The sequence below is a fragment of the Vibrio campbellii CAIM 519 = NBRC 15631 = ATCC 25920 genome (assembly GCF_002163755.1).
Lineage (GTDB): Bacteria > Pseudomonadota > Gammaproteobacteria > Enterobacterales > Vibrionaceae > Vibrio > Vibrio campbellii.
The window spans coordinates 838,117-859,933 of sequence record NZ_CP015863.1; the positions used below are offsets into that span (position 1 = coordinate 838,117).

Sequence of the window (21,817 nt, forward strand, 5' to 3'; positions counted from 1 at the left end):
ACCTATTTTATAACCGATCTCAGAGATACCACGTTAGATGTCCTTGCTTGCTATTGGAATCAATCACAATACAGCGTCTGTTGACTTGCGAGAGAAAGTGGCGTTCGGACCCGATAAATTGGGCCCAGCACTTGAGCAACTCAGAGAGCACGAAGCTGTCAATGGCAGTGTGATTGTTTCTACCTGTAACCGTACCGAGGTGTACTGCGACGTGAAGCAAGGAGCGCGAAATAAACTTATCGACTGGTTAGCCCAGTTCCATCAAGTTAATCAAGAAGACTTGATGCCGAGCCTTTATATCCATGAAGAGCAAGCGGCGATTAAGCACTTGATGCGTGTTTCTTGTGGCCTTGATTCACTGGTACTTGGTGAGCCTCAGATTTTGGGTCAGGTAAAACAAGCGTTTTCTGATTCCCGAGATCATCAGGCGGTGGATACGTCGATTGATAAGTTGTTCCAAAAGACTTTTTCAGTCGCAAAACGTGTTCGAACAGAAACTGATATTGGTGGTAACGCGGTGTCGGTGGCTTATGCTGCCTGTACATTGGCGAAACACATCTTTGAATCACTGTCTGACTCAACGGTATTGTTGGTTGGTGCGGGTGAAACCATCGAACTGGTGGCGAAGCACTTAGCGTCTAACGGCTGTACTAAAATGATTGTTGCTAACCGAACGCGAGAGCGTGCTCTTGGTTTGGGTGAGCAATTTGGCGCAGAAGTGATCAGCTTGAATGAAATTCCTGACCATTTACCAAAGGCAGACATCGTCATCAGCTCAACGGCGAGTCCATTACCTATTATTGGTAAGGGCATGGTAGAGACAGCGTTGAAGAAACGTCGTCATCAGCCAATGCTTTTGGTGGATATTGCGGTCCCACGTGATGTGGAAGCGCAGGTGGGTGAATTGAGTGACGCTTACTTGTACTCGGTGGATGACTTACAGTCGATCATCGATAGCAACATCGAACAACGTAAAGTAGAAGCGATTCAAGCAGAAGCGATCGTCAGCGAAGAAAGTGCGGCATTTATGACGTGGCTGCGTTCACTCCAAGCCGTGGACAGTATTCGTGATTATCGCAAATCGGCTAACGAAATTCGTGAAGACTTACTAAGTAAGAGCCTACAATCATTGGCAACTGGTGCAGACCCAGAAAAAGTGCTGCGCGAGCTTAGTAATAAACTCACCAACAAACTGATTCACGCCCCAACTCGTGCGCTGCAAAGTGCGGCAGAGCAGGGCGAACCAGCAAAATTAACGGTTATCCGCCAGACCCTTGGTTTGGATGATCTGTAACTCACGCTTTTTATTAAGAAAACGATACTATGAAAGCCTCTATTCTGACTAAGCTAGAAACGCTAGTAGAACGTTACGAAGAAGTTCAACATCTTCTTGGTGATCCTGATGTAATTGGAAATCAGGATAAATTCCGCGCTCTATCAAAAGAGTACTCTCAGCTAGAAGAAGTTACTAAGTGCTTCCAAGCGTATCAACAAGCGCAAGACGATCTTGCGGCTGCTGAAGATATGGCGAACGAAGACGACGAAGAAATGCGTGAAATGGCGCAGGAAGAAATCAAAGAAGCAAAAGAAGCGATCGAGCGTCTGACTGATGAGCTACAAATTCTTCTTCTTCCGAAAGATCCAAACGATGATCGTAACTGTTTCCTAGAAATCCGTGCAGGTGCGGGTGGTGATGAAGCAGGTATCTTCGCTGGTGACCTGTTCCGTATGTACAGCAAATACGCAGAAAAGCGTGGCTGGCGTATCGAAGTCATGTCTTCAAGCGAAGCAGAACACGGCGGCTACAAAGAGATGATCGCGAAAGTGAGCGGCGACGGTGCATACGGCGTGCTGAAGTTTGAGTCAGGCGGTCACCGTGTACAACGTGTACCAGCTACAGAATCTCAAGGTCGTGTTCATACTTCTGCGTGTACCGTAGCGGTTATGGCGGAAATCCCAGAAGCGGATCTGCCAGAAATCAAAGCAGCAGACCTGAAAATCGATACATTCCGTGCATCTGGCGCGGGTGGTCAGCACGTTAACACCACTGACTCGGCAATACGTATTACCCACTTACCAACTGGTACAGTAGTAGAGTGTCAGGACGAGCGTTCACAGCATAAGAACAAAGCGAAAGCGATGGCAGTACTTGCTGCGCGTATCGTTCAAGCGGAAGAAGAGCGCCGTGCGGCAGAAGTGTCTGACACACGCCGTAACCTACTAGGTTCTGGTGACCGTAGTGACCGTATCCGTACTTACAACTACCCACAAGGTCGTGTTTCTGACCACCGTATCAACCTAACCATCTACCGTTTGAATGAAGTGATGGAAGGTGACCTACAAAGCTTGATCGACCCAGTTGTTCAAGAGCACCAAGCAGACCAACTAGCGGCGCTAGCTGAGAACGGCTAATCGAATGAGCCAAGTTCAATCTATTGAGCAAGCACTGAAAAGTGCGACGGCAATTCTGACAGAAGGCGGCAAAGAGTCGCCTTCTCTCGATGCAGCTGTCCTTCTTTGCCATGTCCTTGGCAAACCACGAACCTACCTACTGACCTGGCCAGAAAAAGCATTAGAAGAAGAGCAACAAGCTCAGTTCGATGACCTTTTAGCGCGACGTATTGCTGGTGAGCCTGTAGCTTACATCATCGGAGAGCGCGAGTTTTGGTCGCTGCCACTGACAGTCTCTCCATCCACGCTGATCCCAAGACCAGACACTGAACGTTTGGTTGAAGTCGCATTGGATAAAACTTACGAGCAGACTGGACCAATTCTTGACTTGGGTACTGGCACAGGGGCGATTGCGTTAGCGCTCGCGTCTGAGATGCCGAAACGCCAAGTGATGGGCGTTGACTTAAAGCAAGAAGCAAAAGAGCTTGCTGAGTACAACGCGTCGCAGTTAAACATCAAAAATGTGACGTTTGATCAAGGTAGCTGGTTCGAACCTATTGTCAGCGGAACAAAGTTTGCTTTAATTGTCTCCAACCCACCGTATATCGACGAACAAGATCCGCATCTCTCTCAAGGTGATGTGCGATTTGAGCCAAAATCTGCGCTGGTCGCTGATGAAAATGGTTTGGCAGATATTCGCCATATCTCTGATCTTGCACGTCAATATCTGGAAGAGGGGGGGTGGCTCGCATTTGAACATGGTTATGATCAAGGCGACGCCGTTCGTGAGATCATGACGAACTTTGGTTATGAGCAAGTCGTCACGGAAAAAGACTATGGTGGTAATGACCGAGTGACGCTCGGTTGTTACAAGCCTCAATAATAACGAGCAAGTCAGCAGTAACTTATAAAAGAGAAAGAAAATGTACGTAGCTCTAAAACACATTCACTTAGTAACGATCGCATTGAGCGCGACGCTACTATCGATCCGATTCGCGTTGTTGATGATGGACTCTCCAAAACGCAACAAACGCTTCTTGAAAGTTTTCCCACACATTGTTGATACGGCGCTATTGCTGTCAGGTATCGGCCTAATCATGGTGACTGGTTTCATTCCGTTTACGGATGCTGCGCCTTGGCTAACCAACAAGATTACATGTGTGCTTGCGTACATCGCTCTTGGTTTCTTCGCTTTGAAAATGGCGAAAAACAAGCTGCTGAGAATTTTTGCCTTCTTTGGCGCTCTAGGCTGGTTAGTCATGGCCGCTAATATTGCCGTATCTAAAAATCCAAACCTATTTGGGTAATCTCAATGCTTGAGTTTTTTGACGAAGATTTTGACAACATGGCGTTGGTGGAAGGCGCGTTAGAACTGAACCATTCCATCAACCCAGACACTAATGTGCATTGGGCAAAACTTGAACTAGAACGTCTCTACGAAGAGGCCGAAGCGATTCTGGTTCATGAGACGGACGAAGAGCAGCGTTTTGACTCTTTCTTGCGCCTATTCTTTTACGAATGGGGCTTTAAAGGCGATGAACAAGAATACTTTATCTCTGACAACAGCTTTATCGACAAGGTGTTGGAGCGTAAAAAAGGCATTCCGGTAAGCCTTGGTGCCATCTTGCTTTACTTGGGCAACCGTCTTGGCTTCCCGATGAAAGGGGTGACATTCCCGACTCAGTTTTTGATCAAAGTGGATTGGATGCACAAAACACCAGACTACATTAACCCGTTTAACGGTGAGTATGTTGGTGAGAAAATCCTTCAAGCTTGGTTGATTGGTCAAGAAGGCCCATTGGCAACATTGAAGCCTGAACACTTTGAAGAAGCGGACAACCCGACAGTGATTGGTCGTTGGCTCGCGTTAATTAAAAGCGCGATGCTACGTGAAGAGCGTTACACACTGGCACTGCGATGCACCAATCTCGCACTGACTTTCGTACCGGATGACCCATACGAGATTCGTGACCGTGGTTTCATCTTCCAGCAGTTAGAGTGTCATCAGGTGGCGGTTTCAGATTTTCAGTACTTTATTGACCAATGCCCAGACGATCCGGCATCAGAACTACTAAAATCACAAGTTAACGCCATGAGCGAAAAGCACGTTACGCTTCACTAATTTTATCGGCATGCTGAAACCGGCGTGCCGAAGACAGACAAAAGAGAATCAAAATGGAACAGAAAATCGTTAATATTGGCGACATTCAGGTTGCTAACGACAAGCCATTCACCCTATTTGCAGGTATGAACGTTCTTGAGTCTCGTGATCTTGCTATGCAGATCTGTGAGCACTACGTAAAAGTGACGGACAAGCTTGGCATCCCTTACGTATTCAAGGCGTCGTTCGACAAAGCAAACCGCAGTTCTGTTCACTCATACCGTGGCCCTGGCCTGGAAGAAGGCATGAAAATCTTCCAAGAGCTGAAGGATACATTCGGTGTGAAGATCATCACTGACGTTCACACTGAAGCACAAGCTCAACCAGTCGCTGACGTCGTTGACGTTATCCAGCTTCCTGCATTCCTAGCTCGTCAAACTGACCTTGTAGAAGCGATGGCGAAAACAGGTGCGGTTATCAACGTGAAGAAACCTCAGTTCATGAGCCCTGGCCAAGTAGGTAACATCGTTGAGAAGTTTGCAGAGTGTGGTAACGAAAACATCATCCTTTGTGAGCGCGGCTCGTGTATGGGTTACGACAACCTAGTTGTAGACATGCTTGGCTTTGGTGTGATGAAAAACGCATCGAAAGGCAGCCCAATCATCTTTGACGTAACGCACTCACTACAAATGCGTGACCCATCAGGCGCGGCATCTGGCGGTCGTCGTGAGCAGACTGTTGAGCTTGCAAAAGCTGGCTTAGCAACAGGTATTGCAGGTCTGTTTATTGAAGCGCACCCGAACCCAGATCAAGCACGTTGTGATGGCCCATCTGCACTGCCTCTAGACAAACTAGAACCGTTCCTAGCGCAAATGAAATCGCTAGACGATCTAATCAAGAGCTTTGCAGACATCGATATCGAATAATCGGTTATTGTGAATGTCTGAATGAAATGGTCAGCCTATGTGCTGGCCATTTTTGTATAGACACATCGACTCTGTCTCACTATCCTTTTTTCGCTTTTCGCTTTTCGCTTTTCGCTTTTCGCTTTTCGCTTTTCGCTTTTCGCTTTTCGCTTTTCGCTTTTCGCTTTTCGCTTTTCGCTTTTCGCTTTTCGCTTCTCGCTTCTCGCTTCTCGCTTACCAATTGCATTGAAATGCCTGCACATGTCACAGCAAAACGATTGCCTGTGAATGGGTCTATAATCTGTTGAAACGTAGCGTCAGAGTTGCAGTTGTTAAAATAGTCATTAGTGATCCATGCATCATAATTATGAAATCAATATGTTAGCGTGCAATTCTTCCTTTAAACTACGTCAAGTTTTAGCGCTCTTAATTATATGGACGGATCCTTTAAAGGGTTAAGAGCGTCTGCAGTGGACCCCAGACGATAAAAAGGTAAAACAATGAAGCAACGCCTGATTGTAAAAACCGCTTTGAGCGCGGCGATTCTGGCAACTCTTGCCGGATGTGCAACGCAACCAGCACATGAATGGAATGAAGATACAACTTACAAACTGACCGTACTGCACACCAACGACCACCATGGTCGTTTTTGGCAAAACAAGTACGGTGAGTACGGCATGGCGGCACGTAAGACGCTGATTGATGAACTGCGTGCAGAGATTCAAGCCGAAGGCGGTAGCGTGCTTCTACTATCAGGTGGTGATATCAACACAGGTGTGCCTGAGTCTGACCTGCAAGATGCGGAACCAGATTTCAAAGGCATGAGCAAAATTGGTTACGACGCGATGGCGTTGGGTAACCATGAGTTCGATAACCCACTTGACGTGCTATTCAAGCAGCAAGAGTGGGCAAACTTCCCAATGCTGTCTGCCAACATTTACGACAAAGAAACCGGCGAGCGTCTGTTCCAACCTTATGCCATGTTCAACAAGCAGGGCATTAAGATTGCTGTGATTGGCCTCACGACAGAAGACACGGCAAAACTGGGTAATCCAGAGTACATCGGCGAGGTTGATTTCCGCGACCCGAAAGAAGAAGCGAAAAAGCTGATTGCTGAACTAAAGCAAACTGAAAAGCCAGACCTTATCTTTGCAGTGACACACATGGGTCACTACGAAAACGGCAACCGTGGTGTGAATGCGCCTGGTGATGTGGCCTTGGCTCGCTACCTAAACGAGGGTGACTTGGACATGATTGTGGGTGGCCACTCACAAGAGCCTGTATGTATGGAAGGCCCTAACGTCATTAAGAAGAACTTTAAGCCGGGTGACGAATGTAAGCCAGATGAGCAAAACGGCACTTACATTGTGCAAGCGTACGAGTGGGGTAAGTTCGTTGGTCGTGCTGATTACGAGTTCCGCAACGGCGAACTATCGATGGTGAGCTACGATCTTATTCCGGTTAACTTGAAAAAGAAAATCAAAGTGAACGGCGAGTCTCAACGTGTATTGGTTCAAGATGAAATTGCACAAGACTCGGCAATGCTGGATTTCCTTCGTCCTTACCAAGAAAAAGGTCAGGGCCAGTTGTCTGTGAAAATTGCTGAATCTAACGGCAAGCTGGAAGGTGACCGCAACGTTGTTCGTTTCCAACAAACCAACCTTGGTCGTTTGATTGCAACTGCCCACATGGAGCGTGCTAAAGCGGACTTCGCTGTGATGAACTCGGGCGGTGTGCGTGATTCGATTGAAGCAGGCGATATCACCTACAAAGACGTGCTGACGGTTCAGCCATTTGGCAACATGGTGTCTTACATCGATATGTCGGGTAAAGAAGTTCTTGATTACTTAAACGTGGTGGCGACAAAACCCGTTGATTCAGGTGCTTACGCTCAGTTTGCTGGTATCTCAATGACGGTAGAAAACGGCAAAGTATCCAATGTCTTTATTGGTGATAAACAGCTTCGCCTAGATGGTCAATACCGCTTTACCGTACCAAGCTACAACGCGTCAGGTGGTGATGGTTACCCGAAAGTGAATACTCATCCGGGTTACGTCAACACGGGCTTTACGGATGCAGAGGTACTGAAAGAGTTCTTGGAATCACACAGTCCAATTGATGTAAATGAGTACGCGCCTTCTGGTGACATCGTTTACAAGTAAAAAGCGATTGACTCAAAGTCGCTGATACCATTAACTTAAAGCGCTGCCCCTCACTAGGTGCAGCGTTTTTTGTTTTATAAGGAGAATCTTGATGACTCCGGCCATTAATCTTGCGAAAAAGAAAAAAGTTACACACACCATTCACCAATACGAGCACGATCCAAGAGCAGACAGCTATGGATTAGAAGCGGCTGAGGTATTGGGACAAGATCCAAAGACAGTATTTAAAACCTTGTTGTTCTGTTTGAACGGCGAACCAAAGAACCTTGCGGTTGCGATTATCCCGGTTGATCAAAAGCTGAACCTAAAACTGGCGGCGAAAGCAGCAAAGGGCAAAAAGGCCGATATGGCCGATCCCGAAATCGCGCAAAAGACCACAGGATATGTTGTTGGTGGGATTAGCCCACTGGGACAGAAGAAAGCGCTGCCGACTTTTTTGCACGAAAGCGCAACAGAGCAAGACACAATTTGTGTAAGTGCAGGTAAGCGTGGTTTAGAAATCGAGTTAGCACCGAAAGATTTATTGAGCTTAACTCGTGGTCAGTTTGCCCCTCTTTGTCTCTAATCTAAATACATGACAAATAAAAAGGACGCCCATGAGCGTCCTTTTTTGATTTTGCTAGTCAGTGAAGCGTTACTTCTTCAGACTCAATGTACCACCAGTGCGTTTAGCTGGTTTGCTTGGCTTCGCAGCATTTGGGTTCATGTAATGCTGCTTCGGCTTACTCGGTGATTGAGGTTTGTTTGCTGAGTGCGTATTGCTTGATGCATCTGGTTTACGATGCGATTTACCATGCTCGCCTTGCGGTCTGCTGCGTTCACCTTGTGGTTTCGCTTTGTAATGTTCTTTTGCTGGACGTCCGCCTTCATCATCACGCTGACGGCGCTGTTGGCCTTTTTTCGAGTTCGGGGCATGACGGAACTCATCCGCGTTGTTACCACGGAACGTGCGTGTTTTTTGGTTGCGGCGCGCCGTTGAACCTTGGTTCTCTTCACGGCTATCGTACAGCTTCGCGTCGGTCGCTTTACGAATGTTGCGGCCTCTAGAATCTGTTTTCGATGCTTCTTCTGTGCCCACAGAGCCTTCGCACATTGCTAGGATCTCTGCCACTTCGTCGTCACTCAGGTAACGCCATTTACCGTTAGGAATGCCATCAAGTGAGATGTTCATAATACGTACGCGACGCAGCTTGAATACTTCATAGCCTAGCGCTTCACACATACGACGGATCTGACGGTTCAAACCTTGAGTCAGTACGATACGGAAAGAGAATTTGGTTTCTTTCTCTACTTTACAAGGCAGAGTTACTGTGTCGAGGATCTTCACGCCGCTCGACATCTGCTTGAGGAATTCACCGGTGATTGGCTTATCAACACGCACTACGTATTCTTTCTCGTGGTTGTTACCCGCACGCAGAATCTTGTTTACGATGTCGCCATCGTTAGTAAGGAAGATCAAACCATCGGAAGGTTTATCCAGACGACCGATAGGGAAGATGCGCTTTTTGTGGCCGATGAAATCAACGATGTTGCCCGGAATATCACGCTCAGTAGTACAAGTGATACCGGTTGGTTTGTTCAACGCGATGTAAATTGGTTTTTCTTTCGCTGCAACAGGTTTGCCATCCACGCACACATCATCGCCTGGCAGTACTTTTGTGCCCATCTCTGGTTGTTGACCATTAATAGTGACACGGCCTTGCTCAATAAGACGGTCTGCTTCACGACGTGAGCAAAAGCCCGTTTCGCTGATGTATTTGTTTAAGCGTTTTGCGTTGTCTTGTGACATGTGAGCCTCCTAACGTTTCACAACGGCGGTTAATAGAAGTACCTGCTGCTAATTAAAGCAGCAAGGTGAGATAAGGTCGGGCATTCTAGCACCGAGATTCCGGTTAGCCTAAACGTTTTTGATGACGTTCACGCGTCTCCATTTTCTTTTCAGCACTCTTTCTTAATAGAACGTACACAGCACCGCTGCCACCGTGGAATCGTTGTGCACTGTGAACACATTGCACTTCTCGGATTTGTTGTAGCCAACTCGCGACAAAACTCTTCATTAGTGCTGGTGGATTTGAACGTTCACCACGACCATGCACGATGACGACCGTTCGGATGTCCATCTCGATACATTGCTTGAGGAATTTAACGACTTCGTCGCGCGCTTCTTTTAGCGTCTTACGGTGCAGATCAAGTCGAGCTTGAATCGGGTACTTACCAAGGCGCAGCTTGCGGTATACGCCATCTTGTACACCATCGCGTTTGAACTCGATAAAGTCATCGGGTTTGAGCATTTCTGCATGGTCAATTGATAAGTATTCTGGATCATCTTCCGTAAGCCAAATTGCAGCTTCGCGTTTCGCCAGTTGAGCATCCGTCACTTGGTGCACTTTTTTATGCTCGGCAGTGTCTTGGTCGATAGGCTTTACATCGCCCATCATCTGTTGGAACAGATCAAAATCGTCGTCTTGAGACATAACGGCAATCTCATAAAGAACAGGGTAGGAATAGTAAGATTATATCAATGAGTGGTGTATTGGGATCAAATAAAAAGCCGGAGTGGGCAAGTAACCAACTCCGGTGCAAAGCGTTTCTAGAGCTAAGCGAGATCTAGTGAGGAGATTTGTCGTTCATAACCTTGTACACGAAGAAACCGCCGTAAAACAGCATTAGACTAATTGCTCCAAAGATTACAATCATTGACGATAGTCCCACCGCATTACCAAATAGGAGATCAAGCCAAAAGTCCATATATTTCCTCCAAGATATTTCCGACATGGATAACGTTAATGGGTGGCGTTTTCTTGCACACTGATCTGGATCAATTATGTTGCCGAGGTTAATAATCTGTATTTTATTGTGGGTTCTTAGTCACATTTCACGTGCTAGTGTTCAGTAAATCATCAAACGAATTAAGACATTACGTTTTTTTGTAAAAAGCGCTTGCGTCTCTCTAAAGAATCCGTAATATACGCATCCGTTGACGGGCATAAGTCCTCAGTTAAACATCTCGGTGAATAGCGCAGCTTGGTAGCGCATCTGGTTTGGGACCAGAGGGTCGGGGGTTCGAATCCCTCTTCACCGACCACTTTAGAAAGCCTGCTCAATGAGCAGGCTTTCGTCGTTTCAGCGGTTGCAAATTTGTTTGATAGTAGCGAACCAAATGGGGTTCGCCTGAAGTTAGAATATGGCTCTTCATCGACCGTATTAGAGAAAGCCGTAGCAGAAATGCTACGGCTTTTTTGCATTTGAGGCTTCCGAATCGAGAACGCTTCGCTTCGGGAACGGACTTCGTCCTTCGAGATGCGAGAGGAGGAACGCTTTGAAGCAAATCGGCTTTCGTCCATTTGTAAATGAAAACGGAAGAGATCCCCAACTCGCTCGTCCCTCGCTCTTGAGGATGACGAATAAAAAGCACTGAATTCAAAGGCGTCATTCCCGAAAGCGACGAAGGAGCGCAGTCGGGAATCTCTCAGTTAGGAACGCTACACTTCGAGAGTTGGGAGCGCTTCGCTTTAGGAATTGAGGGGTACTCGTTGAGATTAAAGAGACAAGGTATCTTGATTAAGAAGGGTATTGACGGAACTTGTTCCTAGAAAAACAAAATAAGTCGAATCCCGAATCCCGAATCCCGAATCCCGAATCCCGAATCCCGAATCCCGAATCCCGAATCCCGAATCCCGAATCCCGAATCCTGTTACTTCACATCACAACTAATGTCTTTAATCGGCGTTTCGGATGTCGTGAAACACACGTAAGCGGTTTGCGGATTGTTTGGGCCGATACGGATATAGCCTGCTTCTAATTCATCTTCGTCAAAAGTCACTGAGTGGGATTGTCCAGTTTTGCCATCAAAGTAGCTGGCTTCAAAGTTTTGGGTCAACAGATGAGCAACACGGTTACGAGTGTGAGCCGTTGTAAAAGTGATGTTCGCACATCGCATCATTGGCTTTTGGGTAACTAAAAACTGGCCGCTTTCTTTGTCGAATACGCCGCCTTTAGTTTCTGGGGCAATATCGATAGGCTCGAAGCTTTCAATTGTGCAAGAAGGTTTAGCATTCGCTAACGAAGGTAAAAGTAGTGCACTGGCTAGGCATAATAATGTGGCTTTGAATTTCATAAAGGCTTTTATCAGATTTGAGATTGTCTACAGAATGAATCGATAGTATCGGATAGATTGCTGGATTTGTCAGCGAAGCGTAAGTGTAGACTTAACGGTGAGGGGGCGGTGTAAGAGGATGTAAGTGCCCCGATAGTCAGGGCACAGATGTCGGCAGGGTATGTGGTAGTGATGATTAGATATCGCAGTGGGCTTTGTGTGTATTGCCGAGAGGCTCAACAGTAAAACCACGTTCTTCGAGCAGCTCAACGAGGTTGTCTTTGCCGACTAAATGCAAGCTGCCGACAACAATTGTGTATTGGCCTGACTTCTTCGGTAGCATTCTGCCAGAATCTAATTTCTCAGCCCAATCTCGGTTACGGTCGTACAAGAAAGCTTGATTAAACTCATCACTTGATTGTTCACTCATGGATGCTTCTTCTAATGTTCTGCCGTCACCGCTCTTCCAGCTGTCGATTAAGCACTGTACTAGTTTGTCGCCACCGTCATATTCTTCAATAGAAGAGAGCAGAAACTCTTTACCGCCATCTTTTTGTCCCGCGATTAAATCCAACTGAAACTGCACACTTTCCAAAGGCCGTACCGGCACTTGCTGTTTATCAGCTAGGTTAATCAAGTGCATGTCGACGCCTTGGTCGGATGCATAACCTAGCTTGTTCACTAGCATCAGCTGAATGGTTAAAGCTGCTGACCATGGCGGCGCATTGAGCAGCTGTACTTCTTGTAGACCTAAGTCATTGGCTATCTCAGCAAGGTGTTTACGCTGAGTTCTATCTAAAACATCTTTGGCCAGAAATGCTGTTTTTGGGTAGGTCACGCCTTCGGTGTTGCGAACATCTGCTTCGATGATTAAGCCATCGCTATTTTTGAGAAACTGAGTGACGGCTTTTGGCAATGGATACATGGTTTTGTCACCCACATGGACGGAGCCAATAATCATGTATTCCATATCGCCTTTCTTTGCGAGCCAATGCTGTGGCTCGGCTTGAACTGAATAAGAAGTAAAAAAGACGATCAGAGATGACATCACGGACAAGAGTCGAAACATATTTTGCTCCTCGAATTCAATATGCATCTTATCTATAACACGGTTCGGCAAAATCGTCATTTCTAAAAATATTGACGAGTTTTAACGGCGGAGAAATGAGAGTTAATTCACGAAAGTGTTTCAATTGAGTTTGTTGTTAATGGTTCGCTTAATAACCAATAGTGATCAAAATCCTATAAAACCAGCTTAAACCCACCAATATGCGTGACAGTGATCGCAACAAACTCGTCAAAAAAAGTTTTTCGTTTTTGACGTTTTAACTAACTTATTGAAATTAATGTGTTTATATTTTTCAGTGTCTAGCCGAATTTGAGCTTGATCACTTCTTAGTTCCATTAATTTTACGCTTAGAAATAACTGCTTGTATGTTGAATGTAACTGTTAAGCGCCTCGCATTTAGGTGCTCACCATTTTTGATAAATGTCGTTTTGAACCACTGACTTTTTGGGGAAAGTAAGATGTTGAAACATAGTCTGATTGCTGCTTCTGTTATTGCTACATTGGCAGGCTGCTCTTCACTGCAGAACTCTGAGCAACAAGTTGTAAACTCATTGGCTGACAACCTTGATATTCAATATGAAGTACTCACAAACCACGGTGCTAACGAAGGTCTTGTATGTCAAGACATGGGCGCAGAGTGGGCGTCTTGTAACAAGGTAAACATGACGCTAGTTAACCAAGGTGAAGCGGTTGACTCTAAAGATTGGGCTATTTACTTCCACAGCATTCGTCTGATTCTGGATGTAGACAACGAGCAATTCAAAATTTCTCGCGTAACGGGTGACCTACACAAACTAGAACCGACCGATAAGTTTGATGGTTTTGCTGCGGGTGAAGAAGTTGTGCTTCCTCTTGTTGCTGAATACTGGCAGCTATTTGAAACTGACTTCATGCCAGGCGCTTTCGTTGCTGCACCAAATGCAGAGCCTAAGATGATCGCTTCTCTTAACACAGAGGACGTTGCATCTTTCGTAACTGGCCTTGAGGGTAACAACCTAAAACGTACGCCAGATGACAACAACGTATTTGCAAACGCTGTGTCTCGTTTCGAGAAGAACGAAGACCTAGCAAAACAAGATGTATCAACCACGTTACTACCAACGCCAATGTCTGTTGAAGCAGGTAAAGGCAAAGTAGATATCGCGGCGGGTATTGCGCTGCCTAAAGACGCATTCGATGCGACTCAATACGCAGCAATTCAAGATCGTGCAGAAGTGGTAGGTGTGGATGTTCGTGGTGATCTTCCTGTAAGTATCACTGTTGTTCCTGCAGACTTCACCGGTGAATTAGCAAAATCTGGTGCTTACGAGATGAGCATCAAAGGCGACGGTATTGTGATTAAAGCGTTTGACCAAGCAGGTGCTTTCTATGCAGTACAATCTATCTTTGGCCTGGTAGATAGCCAAAATGCTGATTCTCTACCACAACTGTCTATTAAAGACGCGCCTCGTTTTGATTACCGTGGTGTGATGGTGGATGTGGCTCGTAACTTCCACTCTAAAGACGCGATTCTTGCAACTTTAGACCAAATGGCAGCGTACAAGATGAACAAACTACACCTTCACCTAACGGATGATGAAGGCTGGCGTTTAGAAATCCCGGGTCTGCCTGAGCTGACAGAAGTGGGTGCTAACCGTTGTTTCGATACACAAGAGAAAAGCTGTTTACTGCCTCAGCTTGGCTCTGGTCCAACGACAGACAACTTTGGCTCTGGCTACTTCAGCAAAGCAGATTACGTGGAAATCTTGAAATACGCGAAAGCACGTAACATTGAAGTGATTCCAGAAATCGATATGCCAGCGCACGCTCGTGCAGCGGTAGTATCAATGGAAGCGCGTTACGACCGTCTAATGGAAGAAGGTAAAGAAGCAGAAGCGAACGAATACCGCCTGATGGATCCTAAAGATGCATCGAATGTAACGACGGTTCAGTTCTACAACAAGCAAAGCTTCATCAACCCATGTATGGAATCTTCAACTCGCTTTGTTGATAAAGTGATTTCAGAAGTCGCAGCAATGCACCGAGAAGCGGGCGCACCGCTAACAACATGGCATTTTGGTGGTGACGAAGCGAAGAACATTAAGCTAGGCGCTGGTTTCCAAGATGTGAACGCTGAAGACAAAGTAAGCTGGAAGGGTACGATTGACCTGTCTAAACAAGACAAGCCGTTCGCACAATCTCCACAATGTCAGACGCTAATTGCAGACGGTACGGTAAGCGACTTCGCTCATCTACCAAGCCACTTCGCAGAAGAAGTGTCGAAGATTGTGTCTGAGAAAGGCATTCCAAACTTCCAAGCTTGGCAAGATGGCCTTAAGTACAGTGAAGGTGAGAAAGCGTTCGCAACAGAAAACACACGTGTTAACTTCTGGGACGTTCTTTACTGGGGTGGCACATCATCAGTGTACGAGTGGTCTAAGAAAGGTTACGACGTGATCGTTTCTAACCCAGACTACGTTTACATGGACATGCCATACGAAGTGGACCCGAAAGAGCGCGGTTACTACTGGGCAACGCGTGCAACAGACACTCGTAAGATGTTTGGCTTTGCACCAGAGAACATGCCTCAGAACGCAGAAACGTCTCTAGACCGCGATGGCAATGGCTTTACTGGTAAAGGTGAAATCGAAGCGAAACCTTTCTACGGTCTATCAGCACAGCTTTGGTCTGAGACAGTACGTAACGATGAGCAATACGAGTACATGGTATTCCCTCGCGTACTGGCAGCCGCTGAGCGTGCATGGCACCGTGCAGACTGGGAAAACGACTACAAAGTGGGTGTTGAATACTCGCAAAACTCTAACCTAGTAGACAAAGCTGCGCTAAACCAAGACTACAACCGCTTTGCGAACGTACTTGGTCAACGTGAACTGGCTAAGCTAGAGAAATCAGGCATCGACTACCGCCTACCTGTACCAGGTGCGAAAGTAGAAAATGGCAAGCTAGCAATGAACGTTCAGTTCCCTGGTGTGAAGCTTCAATACTCTCTAGACGGCAAAAACTGGCTAACTTACGCAGACAATGCTCGTCCAAATGTGAAAGGTGAAGTGTTTATCCGCTCTGTATCTGCGGCAGGTGAGAAAACAAGCCGTGTGACTAGCGTGAAGTAATTCTGCTAACCATTCACTAAAATCATTGTTCCTTACGCAAAGCCCTCAACGTATGTTTGGGGGCTTTTTTTATTTTTCTACGGAAAATAAGCGTGATCAATGTCTAATTATTTTTCAAAGATAATTAAGTTGGGTATTTAGAAAGAGAACCATTGTGTGATCTAGATAGTTATTTTGTGCCTAATTGGAGAGGTTAATAAGTTTGATGTCACACTTTATTTTTTTTGTGAATTTTTAGGTTTTATAGCAAGTCTCTGTATTTAATAAACTTTTTTTGATTTCGAAAATGTCGATTTGAATTGGATCACTGTTTTAAATGATTTATTTTTTAATGCGAATTAAATCGCGCAGTATTGCTGTCGCCAGGGAGGCACATCCCAATGTTTGCGATGAAGGGCAAGTGATAGCCGGACATCTCATCGCATAACGTGAACAAATAAAGGCAGTAATTATGAAAAACGTTTTTGCACTAAGTGCACTTTCTCTTGTTTTCGCATCAAGCGCTTTCGCAGGCTCATCTTACGTAACGGGTAACATCCAATTTCACGATGATGGCCGAATCCATGGTTCGGACATGACATCAACGCTAGAAGCTGGCCACACTTTTGATAACCAATTCGGCGGCTTCACGGTTTACACTGAGTTTGACGGCATTCAACTGGGCAAACTAGAAACAGAAAATGGTGGCGCAGGTAACACAACTCCAGCTATCACTGTAGGTGGTGAGCAAGCATTCAACATCACTGATCACCTATGGGTCGCAGCAGGCTACCAGCATCTATTCTCTGCGGGTGAGAGCATCCAATACCGTCCTTTAGTTAAAATCGGCTACAACTTCGATAACGGTATCTCTCTAAGCAACCGTACTCGTGCACACATTGATGCAACAGACGCAGATGCGAAAACAGACTACCGCATGGATAACCGCATTGGTTACGCGATGAATGAAGATGTGACTTTCAGCTACAATAACGTTTACATGATTGAAGCAGAGACCATGGACCACGAGCTACGTGCAACATGGACTCGTCAAGGTGTACAACCTTACTTTGAGTTCCGTAGCCAAGCTCACGGTGCAGAAAATGCAGCAGGTGATAGCCTAGTAAACAATGCGTTCGTGTTCGGCGCGTCTTACGGCTTCTAATTAAAAAGTTTGTCTTAACTGTCCATTAAGAAAAAGCCCAGCGGTTTGTCTCGCTGGGCTTTGTTTTTACTGGTCGTTACCTTTGTGGTAGCGGTATTCGTATACCTGACCTTTGTCGTTGTAGGCGTAAACAGCGTAGCTGTCTTTCTTATCACCGTACTCCATGCCCGGTGAGCCCATTGGCATACCCGGTACCGTCAGGCCTTTTGCGTTGCGAGGTGGGTTTTCCAAAAACGCTTTAATATCGTCGGCAGGAATATGACCTTCAAACACGTAGCCATCGATCTCTGCGGTGTGGCAAGAGTATAGCTGTTCTTTTTTCAGACCTAAGTCGCTTTTGATCGCATTCATATCATCATGCAGCTTTTCTTCCACGATAAAGCCGTTCTCTTCCATGTGTTTTGTCCATTCACCGCAACAGCCACAGTATGGTGATTTGTGGTTGATGACATCAGCAGCTAATACGTTCGCTGATGTGGCAGCAAGCATTGTAAAGGTTAATAGTTTCAACTTCATAAGATCCTCGAGAAGAAGTGTCGCTTACTTAATGGTAAACAGTCGTAGTCGATTTGCATTACTGACTACCGTGATTGAAGACAGTGCCATCGCTGCGCCAGCAACAACAGGACTGAGCAAAAATCCGAACGCGGGGTAAAGTACGCCAGCGGCGATAGGAATACACAGCGAGTTATAAATAAAGGCGCCGAACAAGTTTTGTTTCATGTTCTTAAGTGTAGCTCGAGAGAGTTCAATTGCGTGTACAACCGCCATTGGTGATGTATTGAGAATGGTCATTTGTGAGCTTTCGATCGCCACATCACTGCCGCTTCCCATTGCGACACCAAGATCTGCCAGCGCAAGGGCTGGGGCGTCATTAATGCCATCACCGATCATCGCCACTGTGCGGCCTTGAGATTGCAGCAGTTCAATATGTTGTGCTTTCTCGTCGGGCATTACCTGAGCGATGACTTCATCAATGCCGAGCTCTTTACCGATAGCATTGGCTACGTGTTGGTTGTCGCCTGTGAGCATGACGGTTTTTATGCCCTGCGATTTTAATGCAGACACTGCTTGCTTGGCATCAGATTTAATCGGGTCAGCGATGGCAATTAAACCAATCAGTTCATTGTTAAGCGCCACAGCCACAGGTGTCCATGCGTTGTTTGCACAATCTTCAATCGCTTGCCCCATTGGGCTGGTATCAATCTGCTCGCTTTGCATAAATTGCAATGAGCCAATGAATAGTGGTTGTGCTTGGTAAGCTGCGGTGATGCCGCGGCCACGGATATTCTCGAATGAGTCCAATTCCACAATGTCGGTATTGTGTTGCTTAGCGTAATCGCACACGGCTTTAGCGAGCGGGTGCTCAGATTGACGTTCAGCTGCGTAAGCCAAAGCTAATAAGTGCTCTTGGCTGGTGGCATGAGTAAACACTTGCTGCACACTTGGTTTGCCTTGCGTCAGCGTGCCAGTTTTATCGAATACCACGGTGTCGACTTTGCTCGCCAATTGCAGTGCGTCAGCGTCTTTGATTAAAATGCCAAGCTCCGCGGCTTTACCGACACCAACGGTGACCGACAGTGGCGTTGCTAACCCCAGCGCACAAGGGCAAGCGATAATCAGCACGGTGGTCGTTACGACAAGCATGTAGCTGGCTTTAGGTTCTGGACCTACGGCAAACCAAACCAAAGCCGCTAGGATTGCGATGCCAACCACGACCGGAACAAATACCGATGAAATCTGGTCTGCTAATTTGGCTATGGCGGGCTTACTGCTTTGCGCCGAGCGTACCATGCGAATGATTCGAGCCAGCATAGTGTTCGCGCCGATGCCTGTTGCTTCAATGACTAATCCACCATCGGTATTTAATGTACCGGCAGACACTTGCGCATCTTGCGCTTTTAACACTGGTACGGGTTCACCGGTTAGCATCGACTCATCAATGTACGATTCACCCTGTATCACAACGCCATCTACTGGCACTTTCTCGCCTGGTTTGATGCGCAGTTTCATGCCTAGTGTGATTTGCTCGACTGCGATCTGTTGATCACCTTGTTCTGTAATCGCAGTCGCTTGCTGAGGTTGCAGGTTAATCAGAGCCTGAAGTGAGCGTGTGGTGTTTGCTTTGGCGTTTGCTTCTATATAGTGACCAAGAGAAATTAAGCCGATGATCATTGCGCTCGCTTCAAAGTACACATGGCGGGAAGCAAGAGGGAACCAGTCTGGAAAAATCACCACAAACATCGAGTAGAACCATGCCGCACCGGTGCCTAAAGCCACTAAAGTGTCCATAGTTGCACGTTTGTGAGTGGCCGCTAACCATGCGTTAGTAAAGAAGTGCTTACCCGCTGTCGCAAGCAATAAAAGACACAGAATACCAATTGAGCCCCAAGCCAGCTGGTCGTTCGTATTGCGAATCATCATGTTGCCGCCAAATACACCCCAAAGCATCAGTGGCGCACCGACAACTAAGCCAGCAATGGCATCCAGCTTGAAGCGTTTTTGCTGGGCGAGTTGTTGAGCCGCTTGCTTTTCTTGCTGGGTTGCTGCGTCTTGCAGGATCTCTGCTTGGTAACCGGCTTGTTTTACGGATTGAACGATCGCTTGGTGAAGGGCTTCTGTATCTTGAGTGGCGAACACTAATGCACTTTGCTCTGCAAGGTTTACTTGTGCTTTCTCAATACCTTCTACGTTAGTAAGTGCTTTCTCTACTGAAGAGACGCAACTCGCACACGTCATGTCTTGAATCAGCATTTGCAATTGAATACTTGCTGGTGGCACTTGCGCAGCTTTGATGTTGCTCTGCTTTTCTACCTGTTCAATCTTTGGTGAGCTTTCTTCTTCTACTTCAATAGAATCAAGGCTGGCGGTGTAGCCAAGAGTCGCCACAAGATCGATCACTTGCTGTTCTGAAAGTAGCGTTGTGATATCGAGTTGTGTCGTAGAGGCTTGAAACGCAATGACGTCTTGGTTTGCTTCTAATAAAGAAGAGAGTTTCTTCACACAGCCGCCGCAGCTCAATCCTGCTAGGTGGAACTGATATTGATGCCCGGCCTGATAACCCAATGACTCAATGGATTCAACAATAGAAAAAAGAGGGGATTCGGTTTTCACTTCAACCATGGTCGGGGACAAATTGATGATCTCAACACTGTGATTGGCATGTAAAGCTTTCTCAATTTTTCTCGCACAGCCCATGCAGTTAAGTCCCGACATAGGTACAACGAACTGATACATAATTTGTCCTCAATAATACTAATGTGGAGAGCATAAACCTTCCTGCAAGGGGAAGGTCAAGTTTTTCGACGCGAAACAAATTCGTCAAAATCTCCGTTATTTCCCTGACTTTATGCAGTTATTGTTGCGAGTTATCTCAAAGTTTTTTCTCTCTGAATATAAAGTTCCGTTAAAACACCTAAAACATGAGTGAATTAGATCACGACTTTTGAGGTTTTTATATAAAAATGGCGTGACGTGGAATGGTTTTGACGTTTTTATATTTTTAGTTAACATCTTAAATTGTTGTATTGTATTGCTTTATATTATTTTTGATCTTCTAATTTTGAAGTTGCTCAGATTGCCGTGGGGAAAGTTTTTTACTGCGAAAAAAGTTTGTCATATTTGCTCCGTCCAAACACAGATTCAAGTTCCTGCAATGTCCTAGTTAGCGAATTTGAAAATGGAAAAAACTAAAAATATAGGGGTTTAAAATGTCTTACCTAAAGAAAAGCCTACTTGCTAGTGCAATCACAGGCATGATGTTCAGTAGTTCAGCTTTTGCTGATGGTGCAAACAGTGATGCAGCGAAAGAGTACCTAACTAAAGACTCTTTCTCTTACGAAGTTTACGGCATTATCGCGATGCAGGCCGCGTACCGCGATTACGATTCTGGTAGCAAAGCAACTGACGACGATTTGGGCGGCATGCAGCTAAACAACGAATCTCGTATCGGCTTCCGTGGTAAAAAGCAATTCGCTAACTTTGAACCAACGTTCATTTGGCAAATCGAAGGTGGCTACGTAGACCCAAGCTTCGGTGGTGAAGGTGCAGGTCTTGGTGAGCGTGATACATTCGTAGGTTTTGAAAGCGCTTCTTGGGGTCAAGTTCGTCTAGGTCGCGTACTTACTCCAATGTACGAGTTGGTTGACTGGCCAGCATCTAACCCAGGTCTAGGCGATGTTTACGACTGGGGTGGTGCAATCGGTGGTGCTAAGTACCAAGACCGTCAATCAAACACAATCCGTTGGGACTCTCCAATGTTTGCTGACAAATTTTCTCTAGATATCGCAGCGGGTGCAGGTGACAAAGCTGGTCTAGGTGAGGGCAACGATTACTGGGGCGGCATTGCGGCTCACTACAAGTTAGGTCCACTGCAGTTGGATGCTGCTTACGAGGGTAACCGTAATATCCAATCTGAAAATGAAATCTGGGAAAACAACACGTACCTAGTAGGTGTTCAAGGCTGGTTTGAAAACGGTATCTCGTTATTTGCTCAATACAAATACATGGAAGCTGATGCAAGCAACGGTGTAAGCGAGAAGCAAGATGCAATGTCTGCGGGTCTGATGTACACAACGGGAGATTGGCAGTACAAATTGGCTTACGCAGCAAACTTTGATCTAGAACGTGACGGCAAGACAATCGACAACACAGCAGATGATGTACTATCTGCACAGATCATGTACTTCGTAGACCCATCTGCAGTACTTTACGCTCGCGCTCGCACTCTAGATTTCGGTGACGGTGCACCTCGACTAGACAAGCCATCGGAAGCACGTGGTAAGTCTGCTGACTTCGATGAGTTCTCTGTAGGTGTTGAGTACTACTTCTAATCCAGAA

Annotated in this window: 18 protein-coding genes and 1 tRNA gene; 12 read left to right on the top strand and 7 right to left on the bottom strand. The window is 46.2% G+C overall.

The features are described from left to right. Window positions 1-37 precede the first annotated feature (37 nt). The 8 genes from hemA to ybaK all read left to right on the top strand — a co-directional run bounded on the left by hemA (window position 38) and on the right by ybaK (window position 8,124). Entirely contained in the window at window positions 38-1,294 is a 1,257-nt protein-coding gene (gene hemA, locus A8140_RS04085; RefSeq protein ID WP_005535718.1) for a glutamyl-tRNA reductase, read from the top strand. A 29-nt stretch (window positions 1,295-1,323) separates the two neighbouring features. After that, complete coding sequence (gene prfA, locus A8140_RS04090; RefSeq protein ID WP_005535720.1) at window positions 1,324-2,412, top strand: peptide chain release factor 1; 1,089 nt, start codon at window positions 1,324-1,326, stop codon at window positions 2,410-2,412. 4 nt (window positions 2,413-2,416) lie between these two features. Further along, window positions 2,417-3,274, top strand: a complete 858-nt coding sequence (prmC, locus tag A8140_RS04095; RefSeq protein ID WP_005535721.1) for a peptide chain release factor N(5)-glutamine methyltransferase — start codon at window positions 2,417-2,419, stop codon at window positions 3,272-3,274. 40 nt (window positions 3,275-3,314) lie between these two features. Then, entirely contained in the window at window positions 3,315-3,698 is a 384-nt protein-coding gene (locus tag A8140_RS04100) for a SirB2 family protein (RefSeq protein ID WP_005535722.1), read from the top strand. 5 nt (window positions 3,699-3,703) lie between these two features. Further along, a complete protein-coding gene (locus A8140_RS04105; RefSeq protein WP_005535723.1) occupies window positions 3,704-4,513 on the top strand; it encodes a SirB1 family protein in 810 nt (269 codons plus the stop codon). Window positions 4,514-4,566: 53 nt separating this feature from the next. Then, the gene (gene kdsA / locus A8140_RS04110; RefSeq protein ID WP_005535724.1) at window positions 4,567-5,418 is read left to right on the top strand and encodes a 3-deoxy-8-phosphooctulonate synthase; all 852 of its coding nucleotides are present in this window, start codon (window positions 4,567-4,569) and stop codon (window positions 5,416-5,418) included. 479 nt (window positions 5,419-5,897) lie between these two features. Then, window positions 5,898-7,559, top strand: coding sequence for a bifunctional UDP-sugar hydrolase/5'-nucleotidase UshA (gene ushA / locus A8140_RS04120; protein WP_005535726.1), 1,662 nt, complete (start codon window positions 5,898-5,900; stop codon window positions 7,557-7,559). 91 nt (window positions 7,560-7,650) lie between these two features. After that, window positions 7,651-8,124, top strand: a complete 474-nt coding sequence (gene ybaK, locus A8140_RS04125; RefSeq protein WP_005535727.1) for a Cys-tRNA(Pro) deacylase — start codon at window positions 7,651-7,653, stop codon at window positions 8,122-8,124. Between the two features lie 69 nt (window positions 8,125-8,193). Here the strand turns inward: ybaK and rluF are convergent, their stop codons facing one another. The 3 genes from rluF to A8140_RS04140 all read right to left on the bottom strand — a co-directional run bounded on the left by rluF (window position 8,194) and on the right by A8140_RS04140 (window position 10,307). Continuing rightward, window positions 8,194-9,348, bottom strand: a complete 1,155-nt coding sequence (rluF, locus tag A8140_RS04130) for a 23S rRNA pseudouridine(2604) synthase RluF (protein ID WP_005535728.1) — start codon at window positions 9,346-9,348, stop codon at window positions 8,194-8,196. 103 nt (window positions 9,349-9,451) lie between these two features. Then, a complete protein-coding gene (gene smrA / locus A8140_RS04135; RefSeq protein WP_005535729.1) occupies window positions 9,452-10,033 on the bottom strand; it encodes a DNA endonuclease SmrA in 582 nt (193 codons plus the stop codon). Window positions 10,034-10,166: 133 nt separating this feature from the next. Next, a complete protein-coding gene (locus A8140_RS04140) occupies window positions 10,167-10,307 on the bottom strand; it encodes a DUF3149 domain-containing protein (RefSeq protein WP_005535730.1) in 141 nt (46 codons plus the stop codon). Window positions 10,308-10,567: 260 nt separating this feature from the next. On the opposite strand from A8140_RS04140, the gene A8140_RS04145 reads away from it, so the two are divergent. Continuing rightward, window positions 10,568-10,644, top strand: a tRNA-Pro gene (locus A8140_RS04145). A 609-nt stretch (window positions 10,645-11,253) separates the two neighbouring features. On the opposite strand, the gene A8140_RS04155 is transcribed toward A8140_RS04145, so the two are convergent. Together A8140_RS04155 and A8140_RS04160 are read right to left on the bottom strand one after the other, a co-directional pair. Beyond that, complete coding sequence (locus A8140_RS04155) at window positions 11,254-11,676, bottom strand: hypothetical protein (RefSeq protein ID WP_005534447.1); 423 nt, start codon at window positions 11,674-11,676, stop codon at window positions 11,254-11,256. A 175-nt stretch (window positions 11,677-11,851) separates the two neighbouring features. After that, window positions 11,852-12,724, bottom strand: coding sequence for a TraB/GumN family protein (locus A8140_RS04160; protein ID WP_005534449.1), 873 nt, complete (start codon window positions 12,722-12,724; stop codon window positions 11,852-11,854). Window positions 12,725-13,182: 458 nt separating this feature from the next. Here A8140_RS04160 and A8140_RS04165 point away from each other — a divergent pair, with 458 nt between their 5' ends. Together A8140_RS04165 and A8140_RS04170 are read left to right on the top strand one after the other, a co-directional pair. Beyond that, the gene (locus A8140_RS04165) at window positions 13,183-15,834 is read left to right on the top strand and encodes a beta-N-acetylhexosaminidase (RefSeq protein WP_005534451.1); all 2,652 of its coding nucleotides are present in this window, start codon (window positions 13,183-13,185) and stop codon (window positions 15,832-15,834) included. A gap of 451 nt (window positions 15,835-16,285) precedes the next feature. Further along, window positions 16,286-16,978, top strand: a complete 693-nt coding sequence (locus tag A8140_RS04170; protein ID WP_005425607.1) for an oligogalacturonate-specific porin KdgM family protein — start codon at window positions 16,286-16,288, stop codon at window positions 16,976-16,978. A gap of 66 nt (window positions 16,979-17,044) precedes the next feature. Here A8140_RS04170 and A8140_RS04175 read toward each other — a convergent pair whose 3' ends face one another. Continuing rightward, window positions 17,045-17,494 carry a DUF411 domain-containing protein gene (locus A8140_RS04175; protein WP_005534454.1) on the bottom strand — a complete coding sequence of 150 codons (450 nt, stop codon included), beginning with the start codon at window positions 17,492-17,494 and terminating at the stop codon, window positions 17,045-17,047. Between the two features lie 24 nt (window positions 17,495-17,518). Continuing rightward, entirely contained in the window at window positions 17,519-20,215 is a 2,697-nt protein-coding gene (locus A8140_RS04180; RefSeq protein WP_005534455.1) for a heavy metal translocating P-type ATPase, read from the bottom strand. 473 nt (window positions 20,216-20,688) lie between these two features. On the opposite strand from A8140_RS04180, the gene chiP reads away from it, so the two are divergent. Continuing rightward, window positions 20,689-21,810: a chitoporin gene (gene chiP / locus A8140_RS04185; RefSeq protein ID WP_005534457.1), complete on the top strand. Its 1,122-nt coding sequence runs from the start codon at window positions 20,689-20,691 to the stop codon at window positions 21,808-21,810. Window positions 21,811-21,817: the final 7 nt, after the last annotated feature.

Excerpts from the sequence above, each read along its gene's own strand:
- hemA (WP_005535718.1), top strand. The coding sequence starts at position 38 with ATGTCCTTGCTTGCTATTGGAATCAATCACAATACAGCGTCTGTTGAC.
- prfA (WP_005535720.1), top strand. The coding sequence starts at position 1,324 with ATGAAAGCCTCTATTCTGACTAAGCTAGAAACGCTAGTAGAACGTTAC.
- prmC (WP_005535721.1), top strand. The coding sequence starts at position 2,417 with ATGAGCCAAGTTCAATCTATTGAGCAAGCACTGAAAAGTGCGACGGCA.
- A8140_RS04100 (WP_005535722.1), top strand. The coding sequence starts at position 3,315 with ATGTACGTAGCTCTAAAACACATTCACTTAGTAACGATCGCATTGAGC.
- A8140_RS04105 (WP_005535723.1), top strand. The coding sequence starts at position 3,704 with ATGCTTGAGTTTTTTGACGAAGATTTTGACAACATGGCGTTGGTGGAA.
- kdsA (WP_005535724.1), top strand. The coding sequence starts at position 4,567 with ATGGAACAGAAAATCGTTAATATTGGCGACATTCAGGTTGCTAACGAC.
- ushA (WP_005535726.1), top strand. The coding sequence starts at position 5,898 with ATGAAGCAACGCCTGATTGTAAAAACCGCTTTGAGCGCGGCGATTCTG.
- ybaK (WP_005535727.1), top strand. The coding sequence starts at position 7,651 with ATGACTCCGGCCATTAATCTTGCGAAAAAGAAAAAAGTTACACACACC.
- rluF (WP_005535728.1), bottom strand. The coding sequence starts at position 9,348 with ATGTCACAAGACAACGCAAAACGCTTAAACAAATACATCAGCGAAACG.
- smrA (WP_005535729.1), bottom strand. The coding sequence starts at position 10,033 with ATGTCTCAAGACGACGATTTTGATCTGTTCCAACAGATGATGGGCGAT.
- A8140_RS04140 (WP_005535730.1), bottom strand. The coding sequence starts at position 10,307 with ATGGACTTTTGGCTTGATCTCCTATTTGGTAATGCGGTGGGACTATCG.
- A8140_RS04155 (WP_005534447.1), bottom strand. The coding sequence starts at position 11,676 with ATGAAATTCAAAGCCACATTATTATGCCTAGCCAGTGCACTACTTTTA.
- A8140_RS04160 (WP_005534449.1), bottom strand. The coding sequence starts at position 12,724 with ATGTTTCGACTCTTGTCCGTGATGTCATCTCTGATCGTCTTTTTTACT.
- A8140_RS04165 (WP_005534451.1), top strand. The coding sequence starts at position 13,183 with ATGTTGAAACATAGTCTGATTGCTGCTTCTGTTATTGCTACATTGGCA.
- A8140_RS04170 (WP_005425607.1), top strand. The coding sequence starts at position 16,286 with ATGAAAAACGTTTTTGCACTAAGTGCACTTTCTCTTGTTTTCGCATCA.
- A8140_RS04175 (WP_005534454.1), bottom strand. The coding sequence starts at position 17,494 with ATGAAGTTGAAACTATTAACCTTTACAATGCTTGCTGCCACATCAGCG.
- A8140_RS04180 (WP_005534455.1), bottom strand. The coding sequence starts at position 20,215 with ATGTATCAGTTCGTTGTACCTATGTCGGGACTTAACTGCATGGGCTGT.
- chiP (WP_005534457.1), top strand. The coding sequence starts at position 20,689 with ATGTCTTACCTAAAGAAAAGCCTACTTGCTAGTGCAATCACAGGCATG.